Here is an 18,457-nt window from a genome sequence, read left to right as displayed (position 1 = left end):
CCCACTGATTTTTTTAACATATGAAAGATATAACCGATATAATTATTATAGGGGCAGGGGCTTGCGGGCTTTTTACCGCTATCAATATAGCCGAAAGACATCCCGACAAACGTATCTTGATTCTTGAAAAAAGTAAGGAAGCCCTTGGTAAAGTTCGTATCTCAGGCGGGGGGCGCTGTAACCTCACCAACGCAGAGCCAAACCCACGTGAGTTTGTCAAAAACTATCCCCGGGGCCACCGAGAGCTATTGGGCGTATTCTCCCGCTTTTCCAACAAAGATACTATAGAGTGGTTCGAAAGCCACAAGGTACCTCTTAAGCAAGAAGCCGACGGACGTATATTTCCCCAATCTAACAGCTCACAGACCGTGATAGACTGTTTTCTTTCCTTGGCTAAAAAATATGGTATAGAGATTCTGTATAGGCAAAACATCCAGTCCTTTTCCTATGAGCAAGACCTCTGGATGGTACAAGCTGTCGATACTTTCCTTGGCCGACACTTAGTCATAGCCACCGGTAGTAATCCCAAGATATGGCAGCAACTCGCTATCTTAGGACATACCATCGTGCCACCCGTGCCTTCGCTCTTTACCTTTGCTACCAAAGATTCTTTTATTGAGGAACTGGCAGGGGTAAGCAAGCAAGTGAGTATCAAGCTCTTAGAAAGCCAAGGAACACCGCTGAAAGTACCTCTTATAGACAAACAAGGGCTTTTGGGTGCGCTGCTCATCACTCATTGGGGGTTCAGTGGACCTGCGGTGCTCAAGCTATCGGCCTTTACTGCCAGAATTTTGGCTGAATTGGAGTACAAGTTTGCCTTACAAATCAACTGGTTGGCAGAAGCTGATGAGCAACTCACCACCCAAGATACCCTCACCATCTTGCAAGAGGAAAAACAGAAACACCCACGCAAGGAGCTACAGAACCATTGTCCTTTTGGATTAGCCAAGAAGCTATGGATCAAACTTGTAGAACGCGCAGGGGTACTACCCCACCAGCTATGGGCTGCGCTGAACAAAGGACAGCTACACGCCTTGGCCAAGGAACTCACTGCAAGTACTTTCTCTATTGAGGACAAAGCCCCCTTCAAGGAAGAATTTGTTACCGCCGGAGGTGTTTCCCTCAAGGAAATTGATTTCAAGAGCTTTCGCTCCAAGCGATACTCTACACTCTATATAGGAGGTGAAGCCTTGGATATAGATGCCGTCACCGGCGGCTATAACTTCCAAAATGCTTGGAGTAGTGGCTACCTCATCGCAGAAGGAGTGATAAGTGAATAGTGAAGAATGAAAAGTGAATAACTAATAACTCAAAATTTAAAACTAAAAACTAATGATAGATATAGGCCTAAACCTTACCAACCGACAATTTGCCCATGACCAAGAAGAACTCCTCCACCGTGCGGAGGAGGCGGGCGTAACTCAAATGATCCTAACGGGTACTTCCCTTCGCAGTAGCAAGGAGTCCTTTGCACTTGCTAAGGGCTACCCCTCCCTGCTCTATAGTACTGCGGGAGTGCATCCGCATGATGCTAAGACGATGAACGAACAGACCATTCCCCAACTCAGCTCCCTACTCAAGGAAAAACAAGTGGTAGCCGTAGGAGAATGTGGTTTGGATTTTGATCGCGATTTCTCCCCACGCCCCGTACAAGAGCAGTGTTTTCGTGCCCAGCTCACCCTCGCCCAAAAGGTACAAAAGCCATTATTTCTACACGAGCGCGCTGCCTTTGACCGATTTGTAGGAATTCTCAAGGATTATAGCAACCTCCCCAAGGGTGTCGTACATTGTTTCACAGGCAGTTTGAGCGAGGTAAAGACCTACCTTGATACTGGCTATTATATTGGTTTTACAGGTGCCATTAGCGATAGCCGCCGATTTGCCTTGTTGGAAGAGGTAGTACGTTATGTCCCCCTAGAGCGTATACTTATAGAGACCGATGCTCCCTTTATGCTTCCTAAGAATATACCTGCACACCTGCTAAACCCTCGAGATAAGCGACGCAATGAACCCGCTTTCCTACCCTATGTAGCGCAAAGTATCGCTCACTTCAAGAAAATTAATGTCAAGGAAGTCGTGGAAGCAACTACTAAGAATGCAAAAACACTCTTTTCAATGATTAATGATTAACGTCGATAATGATTAATGTCTTTGAACGATAGGAGTAACTTAAAACTAAAAATTCAAAACTAAAAACTAATATAATATGACAACTCAAAGACTTTTTACCCATTTGTTAGCGATTTTTGTAATCACCGTCTGGGGGGTTACTTTCGTTTCTACTAAGCTGTTATTGGAAGCAGGTTTCAATCCTGCCAGTATCCTTTTCTACCGCTTTGCCTTGGCTTATATAGGTATTTGGCTGGCGGCATATCGCCTACCTCTCTTTGCCCAAAGCCTCAAGGACGAGTTATGCTTTGTCCTCATGGGGGTATTTGGAGGATCTATGTACTTTTTTACGGAGAACTTGGCCTTGGGATATACCCTGACCAACAATGTCTCCCTCATCGTATGTATGAATCCGCTGCTAATTGCTATCATTGCACATTTTCTCTCTAAGGAAGACAAACTAAGTCCTCGACTGCTTTTAGGCTCACTCTTAGCTTTGGCGGGGGTTACCTTGGTTATTTTCAACGGAAACTTCACCTTTGAGATTACCATAGTGGGCGAACTCTTGGCCTTTGCTGCTGCCTTTAGCTGGGCGTTCTATACGCTACTAATGCGCCGCTTTTCGGACAAATACCCCGCTCTTTTTCTCACTCGCAAGGTGATGCTCTATGGTATGCTCACGGCCTTACCTATTTTCCTATACCGCCCGCTGACTACCAATTTTACCCTCTTTACCCAACCTGTGGTATGGGGCAATTTTGTCTTCTTAGGGCTGGTAGCCACGCTTTTATGCTTTTTTCTATGGAATAAGACAATCAAGTTCTTAGGTGCTGTTCGTGCCTCCACCTATATCTATGGTATGCCGATAACCACCCTTATCGCATCGGTGCTTATCTTAGGAGAGCCTATCTCCCTTATGGCAATTATAGGAACTTTGATGGTGCTTATAGGAGTGTATTTCGCTACGAGGAAATAAAAATAATGTGTCAATTTGCCGATTAATTACCAAACTGATTCTAGGCAAAAAATAAAGTATTTGTTTATTAGGAGAAAAATAATTATTTTTGCATCATAGAATCCTCATTCAGTTATGCCAAAACAAAGAGTCGGTATTATCCATTTCCTTACCAAAGAAGAAGGCGGGCGGGAGCAACCACCAACCACCGTTTTAGAGTATTGCCCTACCACTCGTATTGCCCAGCTGGCGCAGCCTAAGCAGAGGTTTATTGCAATGATAAGGGGGACTTTGAAATCGACAAACCTACGCCTATGTTTGATTCTTTTGAGGAATATTTTGAAGACTTTTTAGACTTAGCAGAAGATTAACCCTATGAAAACAGAAAAGATATTATTAGCAGGAGCAACCGGCTATTTAGGTCAGTATATACTGGCTGTACTATTAAGAGAAGAATACCCGACCCGCATTGTGGTACGCAACAAGTCGAAGCTCTCCCCTGCCCTACTCACACACCCACTATTGGAGGTAGTAGAAGCGGAAGTAACCCAGCCTGACACCCTACAAGGAGTATGTAAAGGCGTGCATAAGGTGATTTCTACCGTAGGGATTACCCGCCAAAAAGATGGACTTACCTATGAGCAGGTAGACTTCCAAGCCAACAAGAATCTACTCGATGAAGCCTTGCGCGAAGGCGTACGTAAGTTCATATATGTATCCGTATTCAAAGGAGAAGCCATGCGACATATAGCCATTGGAGCCGCTAAAGAACGTTTTGTTGATGCTCTTAAGGCTAGTGGATTAGACTATTGTATCATACGCCCCAGCGTTTTCTATAGTTATATAACTCTATTTTTCAAAATGGATAAGAAGGACATAATACACCTATTTGGCAAAGGACAATATGTCATGAATCCCATTCATGGGGAAGACTTGGCCGAAGTCTGTGTCGCCCAATTGGAGCGTTACGAACGGGAAGTCAATGTAGGAGGAGCTGAGATTTTTACACAAACGGAGATGGCTCGTTTGGCTTTTGAGGTACTACATATGCCTGAAAATATAAGTTATTTGCCTGATTGGGTACGGCGTTTGATCCTAAAAATGAGCAAATACTTCCTCCCTAAAAGTATCTATGGTGCTATAGAATTTTTCCTTACCATTATGGCAATGGATGCTGTAGCTCCTATGCAAGTAGGTAAGCATCGGTTAAAGGCGTTTTTTGAATCTATAACTTCATCAGCTGATAGATATTATCTAAAACGATTAAAACAGAGTGGAGAATTTGAGTATTCTCTAGGGGCTAATGCTGAAGAAATTAAGCATATAGAAGAGGAATTGGGCATATTGCTTCCTGAAGTATATGTAAATTTTCTATCAGAATGTGGTTCTTGCAACTATGGCGATGTGTATATCAATGGTATTTACAAAGAAAAAGACAGTATATCTTATCCTATTGTGGAACTAACTAAACAACTAAGAGAGGACTTACATCTCTCAGAGGATTTTATCGTACTACATTACGAGGTGGACGAGTTCCTAACCTTATATAAAGTTTCTAATGGGGTACGCCTAAAAGATGCGGAGGTCTTCGAAGCAGAGGTTTATTGCAATGATAAGGGGGCCTTTGAAATCGACAAACCTACTCCTATGTTTGATTCCTTTGAGGAATATTTTGAAGACTTTTTAGACTTAGCAGAAGAAGATTAACCCAATGAAAAAAGGAAAGATATTATTAACAGGAGCAACCAGCTATCTGGGGCAATCAGCGCTCACTACCATCTGTAATCATCTAATAAGCCGTCTGCAGTTCGGTATTTTGTAAAGAAAGTTACATAATGGTCATATACCTTCAAATCAAACAACTTACTATTATTGTATTTTAGGCACAACTGATATGCACTTATCTCTCGTTCTATTTCATCAGCCAATAGGATACTAAAAGCATCAATACATTCTTGATATTCTTTGCATAAGGTAATTAGTGCCTCACTCAAGGAGTTTTCTATGAGTTGTGCCCTATAACAATAAGCTACTGAGGGAATAGCTTCTATATGATCAATCAAAGCATAATCCCCTTTTGTTGGAGAGATTATATAATCGGTTTTTATTTGTATGACCATTTTCTATGCCTTTCTATTCTCGATAAAATCCTTTTTCTTGCAATATTTTCACAGGACAATACGCTGTTTCCACTGTGGTATGAATACTATTAAAATCCAAATCATATAGCAAAGGAGGAAATTTACATTCATAAATCACTTCCCCTGCTAATTCCCTATAATACAACTCATGATTAGGATACTGAGGACTTTCAACAAGGCTATTATAGGAGAGCAGAAAGTCGAATAGATAATAAATTGTGGAGGCAAACGCCTCAAAAGAAGAAGGTTCCTTCCTCAAAGAACTATAGACTTCTTCGCCTATAGAACACCAATCAAAATTTAACTGATATAAGGGCATCTCCATCATGACAAACTTCTGCAAAGAATAGCCCTGAAAACTTGCTTGATAATGATTTATATGACTTCTTAGTATCCAATCCTGCAATTGTGAGGTGTGTTTTTGTAGCAACAAAAGATAAGGCAAATTGGAATTACCCACTACCTGTAACATTTCTTCCTTTGTATCTCTATAAAAACACTGCCATTTTTTCCTCATTTGTTATTTATTTTAAACATCCCGCTTATGATTTTTCTGAAAAATCTGTTTTATTCCTCTATCCAATCCCAAAATCTATAAACTAACTCATTGTCTTTGTCAGCTCCTACCAAAGCTCTTTTGTTGTCTTTATCCATAATTGACAATTCAAACTTTATATCTCCTTTTCCATTTTCTATGATGTCAATTAGCTTAAAAAGGGAAAGATTAAGGCAATAGGTAAGCCCTTTTTGTAACTTACCAAATTGCTCGTTATCCAATGTTTGTATCAGTTCAATAAGTGCTTTCTGATGATCATCAGGATTCTTTGTAAAATTAAGATTATTCCTATAATTCATAAGCATATCCAAAGCTGTCTGCTGACTTATCTTTACAAAAGCTCCAAATGTATCTATTAATTTATCTTCCATAGTTTTTATTATATTTCTATTCTTTCTTACCTCATCATTTCTATTAGCCCAAATTCTACACTGTTATCAAAAGATATATACATAATCCACTTCATACTTTGTGATAAAAAGTAATGATGCTGAGGTATGTTATCTAAAATATCAACAATTATCTTTCCTAAGTATTTAAAAGGAAAAGAATATGTCAGGTTGGTTAGACTATCTCCCAAATACACTATTGTTTCATCCAGCACTATACCTATCTGAGTTGCTATGTCATTTATAAATGTAACTACTTCCTCTTTTTCACTAAATGACATTTCTTTAGACTCACTAAGCAACCCAAAATTAATCCTACTGCCAATAAAAGGCAATTGAGCATTTATTCTGTCAAAGTAAATATCAGATTCTATGATTTGAAAATTTTCATCTTTTATATATTCTCTCAATATTCTAATAACTTCCTTATCATAAATAGTTTTTTCCATGAATTGTATATATTTTTTCTTTCAATAATACCAAATTACCACCTTATCAACCCTTTCTCCTTGAGTGCTTCCTCTATCTTTGCTATTTGATCTTCAAATACCATTTTTGGATATCTTTCTGCTTCTTCATTACTGATAGGTTCTCCATCCCCTTGTTGTCCCAATTTTACTTTCCGATAGGCATTAGGCAACCCATAATGATAGTACTGTGTATCGAAAAAGGAGCTTTTATAGTTAGGTGTTTGATGGATGACCACAGCATTCCATCTTTTATAATCCGAAGGAGTTACAAATATAGGAGCAAATAAATAGCCTGCTTGTTCTATTTCCTCTCGGTAAGCTTTATCTTCTGAATAGTAAGCGAATACTTCACTGAGGTACCACATAGGTGTCTCTAATAAGATAATTCGAGAAAAAGCATACCCTCCTCTTCTTAGTGAGATAGCACATATATCCCCTACTGTATATTTCCTTTGTTTTTTCCTCTTGACTATCTTGAATTTGACTTCACTGACCACCTTTTCTTCGCATGCTGAAAAGAGAGCTTCATCTATATTCACCGCAAAAGAAGTATTCAAAACCCCTTGTAATTCCTCTATGGTGGGTTTTCGATGTAAGTTCTTTTGAAAGTATTGGGAATAGCTTGTCAAGAACTCAAAAACTAAATCTAAAGTCTGGTCATTTATCATTTTATAAAATAGTCTATATCAGTGTACAAAGGTACAAAAATAAAGAAATCCAAAGAAATAATTTATTGTTTTTCTCAAAAATCCAAAGAAAAAATACCCCGATGTAATTGGCTTTTTCAAAAAATATTCGTAAATTTGTGTCTTCATTCAAAAACCTAAAACCTAAGATGATAAAAAGAATTCTCCTTATTGCCCTTTTAGTAATTTCTTTAGGGGTAAATGTCGTTCTCATCCGAAAGATGTTTGTAGGCAACACTCAAAAGCTGCCTAATGATACCCGTGTGAGTATCATTGTAAGCCAGTCCAACAGGGACTTTGTTATGCACGAGATGCGTACTTTTGTTGAGGCACTTCAACAGATCAATGTCGGCATAGCCCAGAACGATCCGGCTCTCATTGCCAAAGTAGCCCGCGCTTCGGGTGGTTCAGTAGCAGGGCATGCCCCCGCAGGCCTGCTGGCTTCTATCCCTGCGGAGTTCAAGACTATAGGCTTCGACACCCATGGCAAATTTGACCAAATCGCCGAGAGTGCCGAAAAAAACTTTGACCCTAAGCATACCGCTGCACAAGTTACTGAACTCTTAGGCAATTGCGTTGCCTGCCACAAAATGTATAGAATGGACGTGAAATAATGACTAATGATTAATTATTAGTTAAAAATAGATATGTGCTTGCTTTTTCATTGAAAGAGTATTACCTTTGCAGTGCAAAATAGTAGTTATACTATTCAATGGTGGGGGACGAGACTTTGGGTCTCTATAAGCCCGCACCCCCCCGGGAGGCAAATTGATGTTTATTCAGTTTGCCTCCTTGTTATTTTGAATCTATGATCCATTAGCTGTTGTTACTTTGCAAAACTCCATAAACCGATTTATAGCCTCTTGCAAGCATTGCTGCTTCACTTTGCTTTTCTCTGCAAAAAGTTCTGTGATAAGGTTTGCCGATTGCATAGCCCCCTGCCAAGCTAATATTTCCTCTGGTTTTTCATATAGGGGAAAAAGCAGTTGCTGGTTTAGCAATCTTATCTGAATGGCCTGTTGCTTGTTCATCTTCTCTATTTTTACAAGGGCAAAAGTACAAAAATCAGCCGTTAGGTATATCCTACATAGTCACTAATCACTAAAGAGAACTAAGTTTAACTTATTTTTACTCCCCTCTCCTATTGACTTTCCTTTTCAAATGTCGTATTTTTGCCTATTGAATTATCAACAACTACCCACTGATTCCCCTTCGGTGGTTGGGGGAACTCAAAACTCAAAATTAAAAACTCAAAATTAAGATCATGAGCACTCCTATTACAAGTATTGACCAGTTAGACCTTGTCAATGGTATATATACCTATGCTGATTATCTGATGTGGAAAATCAAAGACCGAGTAGAGATTCTCAGAGGAAAAATCTTTAAGATGAGTCCCGCCCCTGCTATTTCTCATCAGAGCATATCTTTTAACCTATCAGGCTTATTCTTTATGTACTTTCACAACAAGCCTTGCAAAGCCTTTGCCTCCCCTTTTGATGTGGTTCTTAAAAATAAGGATGGTAAGGAAGATACTGTTGTGCAACCTGACCTTTGTGTGGTATGTGATCCTGAAAAATTAGCTGACGGAAAACGCTGCCAAGGCGCCCCTGATCTGATTATAGAAATTCTCTCTCCTGGTAATTCTAAAAAAGAACTCAAAAACAAATACGAACTCTATCAGGAAGCTGGAGTTAGAGAGTATTGGGTAGTACGTCCCGACTACAAAGAGATTACTCAATTTGTTTTAGAAAACAACAAATATCGCACACTCCCACCTGTTGTAGAAGGCTCTATCATTCACTCGGCAATCTTCCCTGACCTCAGCTTACAGACAGAAGATATTTTCAGGTTGTGATGCTTTCTGCTCTCTAAAATTACCTCAGGTTAATTTCCCTTTGGATAAAAACTCGTATCTTTGCATCAAAATTTAATTTAGTATTTTTATGAATAGTAAAACAAGAAAAATCGCGGGTTATGTCCTTTCTGGATTGGTAACCTTTGTCTTCGTCGCTACAGGCGCTATGAAGTTCACAGCAGGTGAGCAGAATGTACAAATGGCTGAATTGGTAGGCGGCGCTTCTACACTCCACATCTTAGGCGGGTTACAGATATTCTTTGCCTTACTTTTTTGGATTCCTCGTACTGCTGTGGTAGGCTTTTTGCTTATGGCTTGTTATATGGCCGGAGCTATGGCTACTCATTTGGTTATCAAAGAATCCTTTGTCTTACAGACAGGTATTGAAACCCTTATCTGGGTGACTGGGTTTGTTCGTTTCCCTGAACTTACCCAAAGACTTTGCCCTTGTAACAGTTGCAACAAGTAAAAATATCAAGATCTGTGATTTGTGATTAGTCATCAGTCATAGATGACTAATCACAAATTGACTCATTTGCTAATTAACACATTAACCCGTGGATTTTGAACGTATCAAAGAAAAACTCGCCATTTTGGCCGATGCTGCTAAGTATGACGTTTCCTGCTCCAGTAGCGGGAGTACACGTCGTGGCAAAAAAGGCGAATTGGGCAATGCTGCCCCCTTGGGAATCTGCCATTCCTTTACCGAAGATGGGCGCTGTATCTCCCTGCTCAAAATCCTGCTGACCAACCACTGTATCTACGACTGTGTGTATTGTGTCTCTCGCCGTTCGAACGATATCGCTCGTGCGGCTTTCTCCGTACAGGAAGTGGTGGATCTGACGATCAACTTCTACCGAAGAAACTATATAGAAGGCCTTTTCCTAAGCTCCGGTGTATTCAAGGATGCAGACACTACCATGGAACGCTTGGTAAGAGTAGCCAAAAAACTACGAGAGGAGGAACACTTCAATGGCTATATACACCTGAAGACCATCCCTGGGGCAAGTGAACAACTCATCCACGAGGCTGGCCTCTATGCCGATCGCCTTTCTATTAATTTAGAGATTCCTACCAAGGAGGGATTGAAGCTCTTAGCTCCAGAAAAAGACCACAAGCAAATGGTCGCTCCCATGCAACAGGTCAAGAACGAGCTGGCGATCACCGCTTTGGAGCAAAAGAAATTCAAGCACACCCCCAAGTTTACCCCTGCTGGGCAGACCACCCAAATGATTATCGGGGCTACGGCCGAGACAGACCAAAAGATTATCCATGTAGCCAGCTATATGTATGAGAAATTTCAACTCAAGCGAGTATATTACTCCGGTTATGTCCCCGTGCTTGAGGACAGCCGCCTACCCTCTATCTACAGCCAAGTACCTATTGTACGGGAAAATCGCCTCTACCAAGCCGATTGGCTCATGCGCTATTATGGTTTCGCCCCTGGAGAAATTCTCGATCCTGCACAACCTTTTCTCGACTTGGAGATAGACCCGAAGCTCGCTTGGGCACTACGTAACCAGCACCTCTTCCCTATTGATATAAATACCGCTCCTCGGGAGCTACTCTTACGTATCCCTGGGGTGGGAGTGAGATCCGTAGAGAAGATCTTATCGGCACGAACTTTTCAAAAACTTACCTATTATTCCCTCAAGCAAATGGGAGTTAGTCTCAGTCGTGCCAAATATTTTATCACTTGTAGTGGTGCCGAGCCCTTAGCCGGAACTATGGATAGCCTAAGGCTCCGTCGTCTAATTATCGCCAACAGCCAGAGCAAACAGAAAAATAGGTATGACCCCGTTATACCCTTTCCTAATTGAAAATTAATCCCTATCTTTGTACTCAAATAAAAAACTATTATGGAACTCACTTTAAGCATTAATCCAGAAAATACCAATGCCATGGCCTTCTTGGAGTTTATCAAAAACTTAGATTTTATAACCATTCAAGAAGTCAAGAAAACACTAACGGCTACACCCAATAAAACTCAAGATTCTTTACATACTGAAACAGAGGTAGTAGAAGAAGATGAAAATGGCATTCCCCTTAGGGATAAGGATTTTATATTAGAACTCTCAAGAAAAACCAACAAAGCTATAGCTGAGAAATGGGACTCCTATTTTGATCTAAAATAAAAAATAATGATTGTTATTGCTGACACCAATATTTTTTATAGTGCCTTAATTACACCTACAGGAACTATAGCCAAAATCCTCGATGAGAGAAAGAGAATACAATATTTTATTCCCGACTACCTTATAGGAGAAGTAAAAGAACACTTACCTGATATACAAAGATATCTTGAAAAATTTAGACAAGTAAAGAAGAGCAAACAACAATTAATGGCTGAATTCGCTCTTCTCTTAGAAGGTATCACTATTATTCCTATTAGTAAAATAAAGAAGGAATATGTCAATAAAGCACTGGGAATAGTAAAAGATATAGATGAAAAAGATTATCCTTTTATTGCCTTACACTTTGAGATTAAACACAAAATATGGACAGTTGATGAACGGCTGATAAAAGGACTTACAGAGAAAGGATACAAGCATATCTTTATCACTACAGAAGAAATGAAAGCTAAAACCTACAAGAAAAATTAGCAATTTGACACATTTACTCTATGACAGTTCGTTTGAAGGTTTCCTTACAGCGGTCTTTATGACCTTCGAAAGGCGTTACTCACAAGTGATTATCACCCCTGAAGTACGCCACACCCCTACCCTATGGGATGAAGAGGAGAACGTATATACCGATACTGCCAAAGCCCAACGTGTACTAAGCAAGATCAAAACGATATGGGGTACAGAGGGGGTAGCCATTGTACTTCGAGCTTTCCTTTCTGAAGAAAACACAATAGAAAACCATCTCTTACAGGCCATTCGCCTGATGATCCAATACCCTGAAGCAAATGTATTGGAGAACTATGGCCATCAGGCGATCGCTCATATCCGAAAAGCAGCCAAAAGCGTTGGTCGTGAGGTACATAGGGTAAAAGAATTTGTTCGCTTTGAGCAGGTAGGCACGCTCTACTTTGCCAAAATAGTGCCGCAGTACGATGTATTACCTCTGGTAATTCCACACTTCAGAGCACGTTTTTCAGACCAAGAGTGGATACTCTTTGATCCAGAGCGCGGTTATGGATTCTACTATGACCTCAAGGAAGTGATTTCCTTCACCCCTACTGACAAGGATTTTGGCAAGATATCCCAATCTTCCGATAGCTATGAGCAACTCTGGAAAACCTATTTCCAACATATCAATATCAGAGAGAGAAAAAACTCTCGCTACCAACTTAGAAACATGCCTAAGCGGTATTGGCAGTATCTTCCTGAGACAAAATAATTCCAAAATTTGTCCCTATGACAAATTGACCAATTAAAAAATTATCCTTACCTTTGCCTCTATTAATTAGCACATTAGATCATCATCTAATCAATTTATTACCAATGAAATATATTTACTTTATAGGCATAGGAGGAATCGGTATGTCGGCCTTAGCCTTATACTATCGCTTCAAAGGAAAAGAGGTGCGCGGTTATGACCGTACCCCTTCCGATATTACAGAGATGTTGACCCAGAAGGACATTGCCATTACCTTCTCTGAGGATTTGGATTTTATCCCTAAGAACTATACCCCTGAAAATACCTTGGTGGTCTATACCCCTGCCATTCCTAAGGAACATAAGCAACTCGTCTATTTCCAAACACATGGCTACAAGGTCTGTAAGCGTTCCGAGGTCTTAGGCCTCATTACCGAAGATAGTTTCTGCTTGGCTGTAGCCGGTACCCATGGCAAAACGACCACCAGCAGCATGTTAGCCCATATCTTGGTGGAGTGCAAGGCTCCTGTGAGTGCTTTCTTAGGAGGTATTTGTGAGAACTTCCAAAGCAATTTTATCTGTAAAGGTACAGAACTTACAGTTGTAGAAGCCGATGAGTTTGACCGCTCTTTCTTGCGCCTAAGCCCATCTATTGCTTGCATCACTGCGGTAGATGCAGACCATTTGGACATCTATGGTACAGCGGAAGAGTTCCAAAAAGGCTTTGAGGACTTTACCCATCGTCTTAAGGAAGGAGGCAAACTTATTGTACGCAAGGGGTTACCTTTTGCTGGCCTTACTTATGGCATCGCCGATGGCAGTGATTATGAAATCTCCGAGGTAAAGGTAGAAAATGGTGGTTACCACTTCCACTTGAGCTATACCGATCCTAAGACAGGACTGCGTGAAGTGGTTAAGGATTGCACCCTCTTCCGTCCTGGGGAGCATCACCTGCTCAATGCCTTAGCAGCCGTAGCCGTAGCCCATCAGGCGGGCTATCCCTTAGCTGATTTAGCTCATGCTTTAGCCAGCTTCAAGGGGGTCAAAAGGCGCTTTAGCTATGTGATCAATACCCCTGAGCAAGTCTTTATAGACGACTATGCCCACCACCCCACCGAGCTCAACGCCCTCTATAATGGAGTAAGAACGATGTATCCTAACGAGGAGATTACCATCCTCTTCCAGCCCCACCTCTTTACCCGTACCCGTGACTTTGCCGAGGGCTTCGCCAAGAGCCTTTCTCAGTTCGATCGCATTGTCCTATTAGATATCTACCCTGCCAGGGAACTCCCTATTGAAGGGGTTACCTCTCAATGGTTGTTGGACAAGATTGAAAATCCCAACAAGATACTATGTTCCAAGGCAGAGATTATCCCTTACCTACAAGCCCATCCGGCGCCTGTTCTTGTCCTCGCCGGTGCAGGTGATATAGGCGTAGAGGTAGAAGCTATCAAAAAGTTTTTGGAAAAAGACAGCTAAAAACTTGCACAGCTAAAAAAAAGTATGTACTTTTGTGCCCGAAAACGGGAAGATACTCAAGCGGCCAACGAGGGCAGACTGTAAATCTGCTGGTTTTACCTTCGCAGGTTCGAATCCTGCTCTTCCCACAGTGTCATTCCTTTGTGAATGACTTTTTTTTTGCTCCTTGGGGGGAGCATTCCAATAAATTCTATAGTTGTGAATGATGAAAAGTTATATCAAGGCTATTTCTACCTATTTCCCTAAGAATATACTAACCAATGACTCTATTTCTGCTCAATTCCCTGAGTGGAATAGTGAGAAAATCCTTCAGAAAATAGGTATTGAGCAGCGACATATCGCCCAAAAGGACGAATGTGCCTCCGATATGGCTGCTCAAGCGGTACGTAACCTTATAGAAGAACATCATTTGGACAAAAACGCTATTGATTTTCTTCTACTTTGCACCCAAACCCCCGACCATATTCTTCCTACCACCGCTTGTATTGTCCAGGATAAGGTAGGCCTCCCCACCAGCTGTGCCGCTTTGGATATCAACCAAGGCTGTTCGGGCTATATCTACGGACTTTCAGTGGCCAGTAGCCTGATTGCATCGGGGAACTTTAGCAATGTGGTGCTGGTAACCGTGGATACCTATACCAAGTATATACACCCCAAGGACAAAGGCAACCTAAGTATCTTTGGCGATGCCGCTACCGCTACCCTCATCTCCACCGAAGGGAGCTATCGCATAGGCAAACCCACCTTGGGTACTGATGGCGCTGGAGCTGAAAATTTAATTATCCGTAACGGAGGTACGCGTTCTCCTCGTAACGAAAATCCAGACGACTTGGACAATTTTGTGGATATGAAAGGAGGTAAAATATTTAACTTTATCGTGAAATCCACTCCTGAAGTAGTCTCTAAAAATTTAGAAATCAACAACTTAGAGATGAAAGACATAGACCTATTCATCTTTCATCAGGCTAACACCCACATACTGAATAAGGTATGTGAGGATATGCAAATCCCTCAGGAGAAATTTGTCATTGAGATGCGCTATTATGGCAACACCATTTCCTCCACCATTCCCATTGCTTTTTTGGATCACCTAAGAAAATACCCCCAGAAAGCAAGGAAAAGACTACAGTTTGTCGGCTTTGGTGTTGGCTACTCATGGGGAGCCATTTGCTTGGAAGAAGAAAACAACTAAAAGAAAGGAAAAATCATATGAAACGTGTAGTAGTAGGACTTAGTGGAGGAGTAGATAGCAGTGTGGCCGCCTACCTACTCCAAAGGCAAGGATATGAGGTCATCGGTCTTTTCATGAAGAATTGGCATGATGATACGGTAACCATCTCCAACGAATGCCCATGGCTGGAGGATAGCAACGATGCCCTTATGGTCGCCGAAAAATTGGGTATTCCCTTCCAAACAGTGGATATGAGCGAGCCTTATAAGCGTCGTATTGTGGATTATATGTTCCGAGAATACGAACGCGGCCGTACCCCCAACCCTGATGTACTCTGCAACCGAGAAATCAAGTTCGACACCTTCCTCGAATATGCCCTGAACTTAGGGGCTGATTATGTGGCCACTGGGCACTATTGCCGCAAGGAAGAGATTGAGGTCAATGGCCAGACCATCTATCGCCTATTGGCTGGGAAGGATAGTGGCAAAGACCAATCCTACTTCCTCTGTCAGCTTTCCCAAGAGCAGCTCTCCCGCGCCCTTTTCCCCATAGGTGACCTACAGAAAAGTGAGGTTCGCACCATTGCAAAGGAATTAGGCCTTGTCACCGCTGAGAAGAAAGACTCCCAAGGCCTTTGCTTTGTAGGAAAGGTACGCCTTCCGGAGTTTCTCCAACAACAACTCGCTCCCCGAAAAGGTGCTATTATCCAGATACCCAACTCTTGGCCTGGTTACAAAGAGCAACAAACGCCTATCTGTTTTGAATCTTATGAGTATGAGCTAAAGTTTAAGTCCGAAAAATACCACTACTGCCCCACCGATGGGAAAGTTGTCGGACAGCACGATGGTGCTCATTTTTTCACTATAGGACAGCGCAAAGGCCTCCATGTAGGGGGAACGGTAGAACCCTTGTTTGTCATCGATACTGATACTCAGGAAAATATCATCTACGTGGGGGAAGGACATGCCCACCCTGGCCTCTTTAGAAGTGCTCTTTTTATAAAAAAAGAAGCCATTCATTGGATACGTACCGATTTATCCTTATCTTTGCAGCAAACTATGGATGTTCAGGTACGCATCCGCTACCGACAACCCTTGCAAAAAGCTCATTTGCTACAGACACAAGAGGGCTTGTATATTGATTTTGAAACCCCTCAGAGTGCCATCACTTCCGGACAATTTGCCGCCTGGTATATAGGCGATGAACTGATCGGATCCGGAGAAATTTATTAGAAACCCAAAAAACAAATTATATGCCTTTAGAAACAGAAAACAAAGAAATGTCCGAAAAAAGAAAAGGGGGTGGCCTTATCATCGCCCTATTATCGATAGCTTTTTTAGGTGCCTCCGGTTATAGCTACTACCAGATGACAGAAGCCAAAAAGAACGAACAAGCCATCATGGAAAGGCGTGACCAAGCCATCAAGGAACTACAATTGCTACAGAAAGACTATGACGAAGCGGTTACCGTTTCCAAGCAAAATGCTGATGAGTTAGCCGATGCCAAGGCTCGTATCGCCATGTATATTGACTCGCTCAAAACGATGAAAGCCGATATCAACCTACTCTTCAAGTATCGCGACCAAGTGGAAGTACTCAAGAAAGAACGCAAACGCCTATTGGCTATCAACGATTCCTTGAGAAAGTACAATGTCAAGATTACCCAAGAGCGCGACAGCACTGCCCTCGCCCTGAATGTGCGTACCTCCCAGCTGGATTCGGTTTCCCAAAAAGCCAAACAGCTAAGCAAGGTTATTGACGAAGGCTCTATCCTGAGTCTTAAAAACCTTACGGCACAAGGATTAAAGGAAAGATCCGGTGGTAGATATGTAGAGAAAGGACGTGCTTCGGCAGTGGATAAGATCAAGGTATGCTACACCGTGGGAGTCAATAGAATTGCTCCAGTGGGAAATCGCTCTTTCTATGTACAAATCATCAGCCCTAATGGTATTACCTTAGGTGATAATGATACGGTAAGCATAGGTGACAGAACCGTTAACTACAGTGCTGTAAGGCAATTCCTATACGAGCGCCAAGCGGTAGATGTATGTGAGTATATTTCTTCTATTACTAAGAAATACGAACCAGGTATTTACCAAATTGCTATTTTTGACGACCAACTACACGAAATGGGTAAAGTAGAACTCAACTTGAGATAATTAAAAAAACGGCTTTCAAAGGCCGTTTTTTTATACCATAAAGCCGTCTGTAATAATCTTTCTTACGAGAGAATTACAGACGGCTAAATTTAACGAATAAACCAATTAAACAAACTGTAAAAAGTGTAAAATTCACACTTGTATTTTTTCCTTTAGCGTAGGGTAACAACTAACAGATATAACAAAAAAACCTCCCTTGTAGGAGGCTTTTGATAAATTTATTTAAGTCTATGTTTAAACTCTTAGAAGATAGATTGTAGATCTTTTTTGTAGCGTGCCAAAAGAGAACGAGTGATCCCCAAGTTCGCCTTAGAAGAATCTACTACTAAGTATACGAAATAGTTTCCGTTAGGAGCAATGTCAATCACGTGGATTTGATCAGTTAGAGTAATGAGGATATCTTCTATTTTCTCTTTTCCATCAAGACCTAAGACATGTAAGGCGTTCATCTTAGCTTTTACCACTTCAAGGTTATAAGCGGATGCTAAGTTAGGATCAAAACTAGGGTCTGCAGATACAGCGACATAGGAAACACCTGATTTAACCTCTGTTACAGAGACAGCGATAAAGCCTGGTACGTTGGCTTTAATGTCTTGTACGAATTTATCAAGTACATTAGTCATAAGAAATGCGGTTTTAAATTATTCAATTTAGATGAGGCATCAAGCGGATTCGAACCGCTGTAGAAGGTTTTGCAGACCTCTGCCTAGCCCCTCGGCCATGATGCCTTTTCAGGGTGCAAAAGTAGGACTTTTTTTTTTAGTATGCAAATAATTATTCAATTATTTTTACACTCACTTGCCCTACATCGCCTCCTATAGGTGGATTGATTTTGGCTACTTCTACCTCTACAGAAGTAACTTCTTGAAAATCAGCCTTTATAACTTGCAAAATACGCCCCGCTACGTGTTCTAAAAGTTGGGAACGTATAGCCATTTGTTCTTTTACAATTTGGTTGAGCCTTACATAATCTATCGTATCGCTTAGGCGATCACTCTGGATGGAGGTGCTTAGATCCGCCCAAACAGTCAGATCCACACGGTACCAACTGCCTATACGTGCTTCCTCCTGAAGGCAACCATGATAGGCATATACTCTTATATCCTCAAGCGTAATACTTGTCTTCATGCCTTATTATCTTTCCGTACAGTTACATCCACCGATA

The 18,457-nt window shown here is 41.3% G+C and carries 24 protein-coding genes and 2 tRNA genes; 17 read left to right on the top strand and 9 right to left on the bottom strand.

Annotated elements, in window-relative coordinates:
* Nucleotides 1–20 precede the first annotated feature (20 nt).
* The 5 genes from HMPREF1551_RS11945 to HMPREF1551_RS11925 all read left to right on the top strand — a co-directional run bounded on the left by HMPREF1551_RS11945 (nt 21) and on the right by HMPREF1551_RS11925 (nt 4,771).
* Complete coding sequence (locus HMPREF1551_RS11945) at nt 21–1,280, top strand: NAD(P)/FAD-dependent oxidoreductase (protein WP_021629416.1); 1,260 nt, start codon at nt 21–23, stop codon at nt 1,278–1,280.
* Between the two features lie 52 nt (nt 1,281–1,332).
* Complete coding sequence (locus tag HMPREF1551_RS11940; protein ID WP_021629415.1) at nt 1,333–2,130, top strand: TatD family hydrolase; 798 nt, start codon at nt 1,333–1,335, stop codon at nt 2,128–2,130.
* 76 nt (nt 2,131–2,206) lie between these two features.
* Complete coding sequence (locus HMPREF1551_RS11935) at nt 2,207–3,085, top strand: DMT family transporter (protein WP_021629414.1); 879 nt, start codon at nt 2,207–2,209, stop codon at nt 3,083–3,085.
* A 114-nt stretch (nt 3,086–3,199) separates the two neighbouring features.
* On the top strand, nt 3,200–3,418 hold the full coding sequence (locus HMPREF1551_RS14085; protein ID WP_021629413.1) for a hypothetical protein: 219 nt from the start codon (nt 3,200–3,202) through the stop codon (nt 3,416–3,418).
* A gap of 21 nt (nt 3,419–3,439) precedes the next feature.
* The gene (locus HMPREF1551_RS11925; protein WP_021629412.1) at nt 3,440–4,771 is read left to right on the top strand and encodes an NAD(P)H-binding protein; all 1,332 of its coding nucleotides are present in this window, start codon (nt 3,440–3,442) and stop codon (nt 4,769–4,771) included.
* A 65-nt stretch (nt 4,772–4,836) separates the two neighbouring features.
* Here HMPREF1551_RS11925 and HMPREF1551_RS11920 read toward each other — a convergent pair whose 3' ends face one another.
* The 5 genes from HMPREF1551_RS11920 to HMPREF1551_RS11900 are packed head-to-tail and all read right to left on the bottom strand — an operon-like array spanning nt 4,837 to nt 7,288.
* Nucleotides 4,837–5,184, bottom strand: a complete 348-nt coding sequence (locus HMPREF1551_RS11920) for a hypothetical protein (protein ID WP_021629411.1) — start codon at nt 5,182–5,184, stop codon at nt 4,837–4,839.
* A 13-nt stretch (nt 5,185–5,197) separates the two neighbouring features.
* Entirely contained in the window at nt 5,198–5,722 is a 525-nt protein-coding gene (locus tag HMPREF1551_RS11915) for a hypothetical protein (RefSeq protein ID WP_021629410.1), read from the bottom strand.
* Nucleotides 5,723–5,772: 50 nt separating this feature from the next.
* Nucleotides 5,773–6,132 (bottom strand): hypothetical protein, encoded by a 360-nt coding sequence (locus HMPREF1551_RS11910; protein ID WP_021629409.1) that lies wholly within the window; start codon nt 6,130–6,132, stop codon nt 5,773–5,775.
* Nucleotides 6,133–6,158: 26 nt separating this feature from the next.
* Nucleotides 6,159–6,599 (bottom strand): hypothetical protein, encoded by a 441-nt coding sequence (locus tag HMPREF1551_RS11905; protein ID WP_021629408.1) that lies wholly within the window; start codon nt 6,597–6,599, stop codon nt 6,159–6,161.
* Nucleotides 6,600–6,634: 35 nt separating this feature from the next.
* Nucleotides 6,635–7,288, bottom strand: a complete 654-nt coding sequence (locus HMPREF1551_RS11900; protein WP_021629407.1) for an Imm26 family immunity protein — start codon at nt 7,286–7,288, stop codon at nt 6,635–6,637.
* 167 nt (nt 7,289–7,455) lie between these two features.
* Here HMPREF1551_RS11900 and HMPREF1551_RS11895 point away from each other — a divergent pair, with 167 nt between their 5' ends.
* The gene (locus HMPREF1551_RS11895) at nt 7,456–7,920 is read left to right on the top strand and encodes a hypothetical protein (RefSeq protein WP_021629405.1); all 465 of its coding nucleotides are present in this window, start codon (nt 7,456–7,458) and stop codon (nt 7,918–7,920) included.
* 192 nt (nt 7,921–8,112) lie between these two features.
* On the opposite strand, the gene HMPREF1551_RS11890 is transcribed toward HMPREF1551_RS11895, so the two are convergent.
* Nucleotides 8,113–8,337 (bottom strand): hypothetical protein, encoded by a 225-nt coding sequence (locus tag HMPREF1551_RS11890; protein ID WP_021629404.1) that lies wholly within the window; start codon nt 8,335–8,337, stop codon nt 8,113–8,115.
* 233 nt (nt 8,338–8,570) lie between these two features.
* Between HMPREF1551_RS11890 and HMPREF1551_RS11885 the strand changes: the two genes are divergently transcribed.
* The 11 genes from HMPREF1551_RS11885 to HMPREF1551_RS11835 all read left to right on the top strand — a co-directional run bounded on the left by HMPREF1551_RS11885 (nt 8,571) and on the right by HMPREF1551_RS11835 (nt 17,292).
* On the top strand, nt 8,571–9,161 hold the full coding sequence (locus HMPREF1551_RS11885; RefSeq protein ID WP_021629403.1) for a Uma2 family endonuclease: 591 nt from the start codon (nt 8,571–8,573) through the stop codon (nt 9,159–9,161).
* Nucleotides 9,162–9,249: 88 nt separating this feature from the next.
* Nucleotides 9,250–9,630: a DoxX family protein gene (locus tag HMPREF1551_RS11880; RefSeq protein ID WP_021629402.1), complete on the top strand. Its 381-nt coding sequence runs from the start codon at nt 9,250–9,252 to the stop codon at nt 9,628–9,630.
* An 88-nt stretch (nt 9,631–9,718) separates the two neighbouring features.
* Complete coding sequence (locus HMPREF1551_RS11875; protein WP_034544696.1) at nt 9,719–10,981, top strand: putative DNA modification/repair radical SAM protein; 1,263 nt, start codon at nt 9,719–9,721, stop codon at nt 10,979–10,981.
* 39 nt (nt 10,982–11,020) lie between these two features.
* Complete coding sequence (locus HMPREF1551_RS11870; protein WP_021629399.1) at nt 11,021–11,296, top strand: hypothetical protein; 276 nt, start codon at nt 11,021–11,023, stop codon at nt 11,294–11,296.
* 6 nt (nt 11,297–11,302) lie between these two features.
* A complete protein-coding gene (locus HMPREF1551_RS11865; protein WP_021629398.1) occupies nt 11,303–11,764 on the top strand; it encodes a PIN domain-containing protein in 462 nt (153 codons plus the stop codon).
* Nucleotides 11,765–11,768: 4 nt separating this feature from the next.
* Nucleotides 11,769–12,506: a TIGR03915 family putative DNA repair protein gene (locus HMPREF1551_RS11860; RefSeq protein ID WP_034544695.1), complete on the top strand. Its 738-nt coding sequence runs from the start codon at nt 11,769–11,771 to the stop codon at nt 12,504–12,506.
* A gap of 104 nt (nt 12,507–12,610) precedes the next feature.
* Nucleotides 12,611–13,963: a UDP-N-acetylmuramate--L-alanine ligase gene (gene murC, locus HMPREF1551_RS11855; RefSeq protein WP_021629396.1), complete on the top strand. Its 1,353-nt coding sequence runs from the start codon at nt 12,611–12,613 to the stop codon at nt 13,961–13,963.
* 46 nt (nt 13,964–14,009) lie between these two features.
* Nucleotides 14,010–14,091, top strand: a tRNA-Tyr gene (locus tag HMPREF1551_RS11850).
* 74 nt (nt 14,092–14,165) lie between these two features.
* The gene (locus HMPREF1551_RS11845) at nt 14,166–15,155 is read left to right on the top strand and encodes a ketoacyl-ACP synthase III (protein WP_021629395.1); all 990 of its coding nucleotides are present in this window, start codon (nt 14,166–14,168) and stop codon (nt 15,153–15,155) included.
* Nucleotides 15,156–15,172: 17 nt separating this feature from the next.
* The gene (mnmA, locus tag HMPREF1551_RS11840) at nt 15,173–16,366 is read left to right on the top strand and encodes a tRNA 2-thiouridine(34) synthase MnmA (protein ID WP_034544698.1); all 1,194 of its coding nucleotides are present in this window, start codon (nt 15,173–15,175) and stop codon (nt 16,364–16,366) included.
* A gap of 20 nt (nt 16,367–16,386) precedes the next feature.
* Entirely contained in the window at nt 16,387–17,292 is a 906-nt protein-coding gene (locus HMPREF1551_RS11835; protein WP_021629393.1) for a hypothetical protein, read from the top strand.
* Between the two features lie 242 nt (nt 17,293–17,534).
* On the opposite strand, the gene HMPREF1551_RS11830 is transcribed toward HMPREF1551_RS11835, so the two are convergent.
* The 3 genes from HMPREF1551_RS11830 to folB form a co-directional block, all read right to left on the bottom strand.
* Nucleotides 17,535–17,915 (bottom strand): hypothetical protein, encoded by a 381-nt coding sequence (locus HMPREF1551_RS11830; protein WP_021629392.1) that lies wholly within the window; start codon nt 17,913–17,915, stop codon nt 17,535–17,537.
* A gap of 34 nt (nt 17,916–17,949) precedes the next feature.
* Nucleotides 17,950–18,020, bottom strand: a tRNA-Cys gene (locus HMPREF1551_RS11825).
* A gap of 46 nt (nt 18,021–18,066) precedes the next feature.
* A complete protein-coding gene (gene folB, locus HMPREF1551_RS11820) occupies nt 18,067–18,420 on the bottom strand; it encodes a dihydroneopterin aldolase (RefSeq protein WP_021629391.1) in 354 nt (117 codons plus the stop codon).
* Nucleotides 18,421–18,457 lie beyond the last annotated feature (37 nt).

This window comes from Capnocytophaga sp. oral taxon 863 str. F0517, from assembly GCF_000466425.1.
Taxonomy (GTDB): domain Bacteria; phylum Bacteroidota; class Bacteroidia; order Flavobacteriales; family Flavobacteriaceae; genus Capnocytophaga.
Note: the sequence above shows the minus strand (reverse complement) of the source record. Positions and strands in the feature narration are given on the sequence as shown.

What these genes read in the sequence shown, in the direction of transcription:
- HMPREF1551_RS11945 (WP_021629416.1), top strand. Translation starts at nt 21, where the DNA reads ATGAAAGATATAACCGATATAATTATTATAGGGGCAGGGGCTTGCGGG.
- HMPREF1551_RS11940 (WP_021629415.1), top strand. Translation starts at nt 1,333, where the DNA reads ATGATAGATATAGGCCTAAACCTTACCAACCGACAATTTGCCCATGAC.
- HMPREF1551_RS11935 (WP_021629414.1), top strand. Translation starts at nt 2,207, where the DNA reads ATGACAACTCAAAGACTTTTTACCCATTTGTTAGCGATTTTTGTAATC.
- HMPREF1551_RS14085 (WP_021629413.1), top strand. Translation starts at nt 3,200, where the DNA reads ATGCCAAAACAAAGAGTCGGTATTATCCATTTCCTTACCAAAGAAGAA.
- HMPREF1551_RS11925 (WP_021629412.1), top strand. Translation starts at nt 3,440, where the DNA reads ATGAAAACAGAAAAGATATTATTAGCAGGAGCAACCGGCTATTTAGGT.
- HMPREF1551_RS11920 (WP_021629411.1), bottom strand. Translation starts at nt 5,184, where the DNA reads ATGGTCATACAAATAAAAACCGATTATATAATCTCTCCAACAAAAGGG.
- HMPREF1551_RS11915 (WP_021629410.1), bottom strand. Translation starts at nt 5,722, where the DNA reads ATGAGGAAAAAATGGCAGTGTTTTTATAGAGATACAAAGGAAGAAATG.
- HMPREF1551_RS11910 (WP_021629409.1), bottom strand. Translation starts at nt 6,132, where the DNA reads ATGGAAGATAAATTAATAGATACATTTGGAGCTTTTGTAAAGATAAGT.
- HMPREF1551_RS11905 (WP_021629408.1), bottom strand. Translation starts at nt 6,599, where the DNA reads ATGGAAAAAACTATTTATGATAAGGAAGTTATTAGAATATTGAGAGAA.
- HMPREF1551_RS11900 (WP_021629407.1), bottom strand. Translation starts at nt 7,288, where the DNA reads ATGATAAATGACCAGACTTTAGATTTAGTTTTTGAGTTCTTGACAAGC.
- HMPREF1551_RS11895 (WP_021629405.1), top strand. Translation starts at nt 7,456, where the DNA reads ATGATAAAAAGAATTCTCCTTATTGCCCTTTTAGTAATTTCTTTAGGG.
- HMPREF1551_RS11890 (WP_021629404.1), bottom strand. Translation starts at nt 8,337, where the DNA reads ATGAACAAGCAACAGGCCATTCAGATAAGATTGCTAAACCAGCAACTG.
- HMPREF1551_RS11885 (WP_021629403.1), top strand. Translation starts at nt 8,571, where the DNA reads ATGAGCACTCCTATTACAAGTATTGACCAGTTAGACCTTGTCAATGGT.
- HMPREF1551_RS11880 (WP_021629402.1), top strand. Translation starts at nt 9,250, where the DNA reads ATGAATAGTAAAACAAGAAAAATCGCGGGTTATGTCCTTTCTGGATTG.
- HMPREF1551_RS11870 (WP_021629399.1), top strand. Translation starts at nt 11,021, where the DNA reads ATGGAACTCACTTTAAGCATTAATCCAGAAAATACCAATGCCATGGCC.
- HMPREF1551_RS11865 (WP_021629398.1), top strand. Translation starts at nt 11,303, where the DNA reads ATGATTGTTATTGCTGACACCAATATTTTTTATAGTGCCTTAATTACA.
- murC (WP_021629396.1), top strand. Translation starts at nt 12,611, where the DNA reads ATGAAATATATTTACTTTATAGGCATAGGAGGAATCGGTATGTCGGCC.
- HMPREF1551_RS11845 (WP_021629395.1), top strand. Translation starts at nt 14,166, where the DNA reads ATGATGAAAAGTTATATCAAGGCTATTTCTACCTATTTCCCTAAGAAT.
- mnmA (WP_034544698.1), top strand. Translation starts at nt 15,173, where the DNA reads ATGAAACGTGTAGTAGTAGGACTTAGTGGAGGAGTAGATAGCAGTGTG.
- HMPREF1551_RS11835 (WP_021629393.1), top strand. Translation starts at nt 16,387, where the DNA reads ATGCCTTTAGAAACAGAAAACAAAGAAATGTCCGAAAAAAGAAAAGGG.
- HMPREF1551_RS11830 (WP_021629392.1), bottom strand. Translation starts at nt 17,915, where the DNA reads ATGACTAATGTACTTGATAAATTCGTACAAGACATTAAAGCCAACGTA.
- folB (WP_021629391.1), bottom strand. Translation starts at nt 18,420, where the DNA reads ATGAAGACAAGTATTACGCTTGAGGATATAAGAGTATATGCCTATCAT.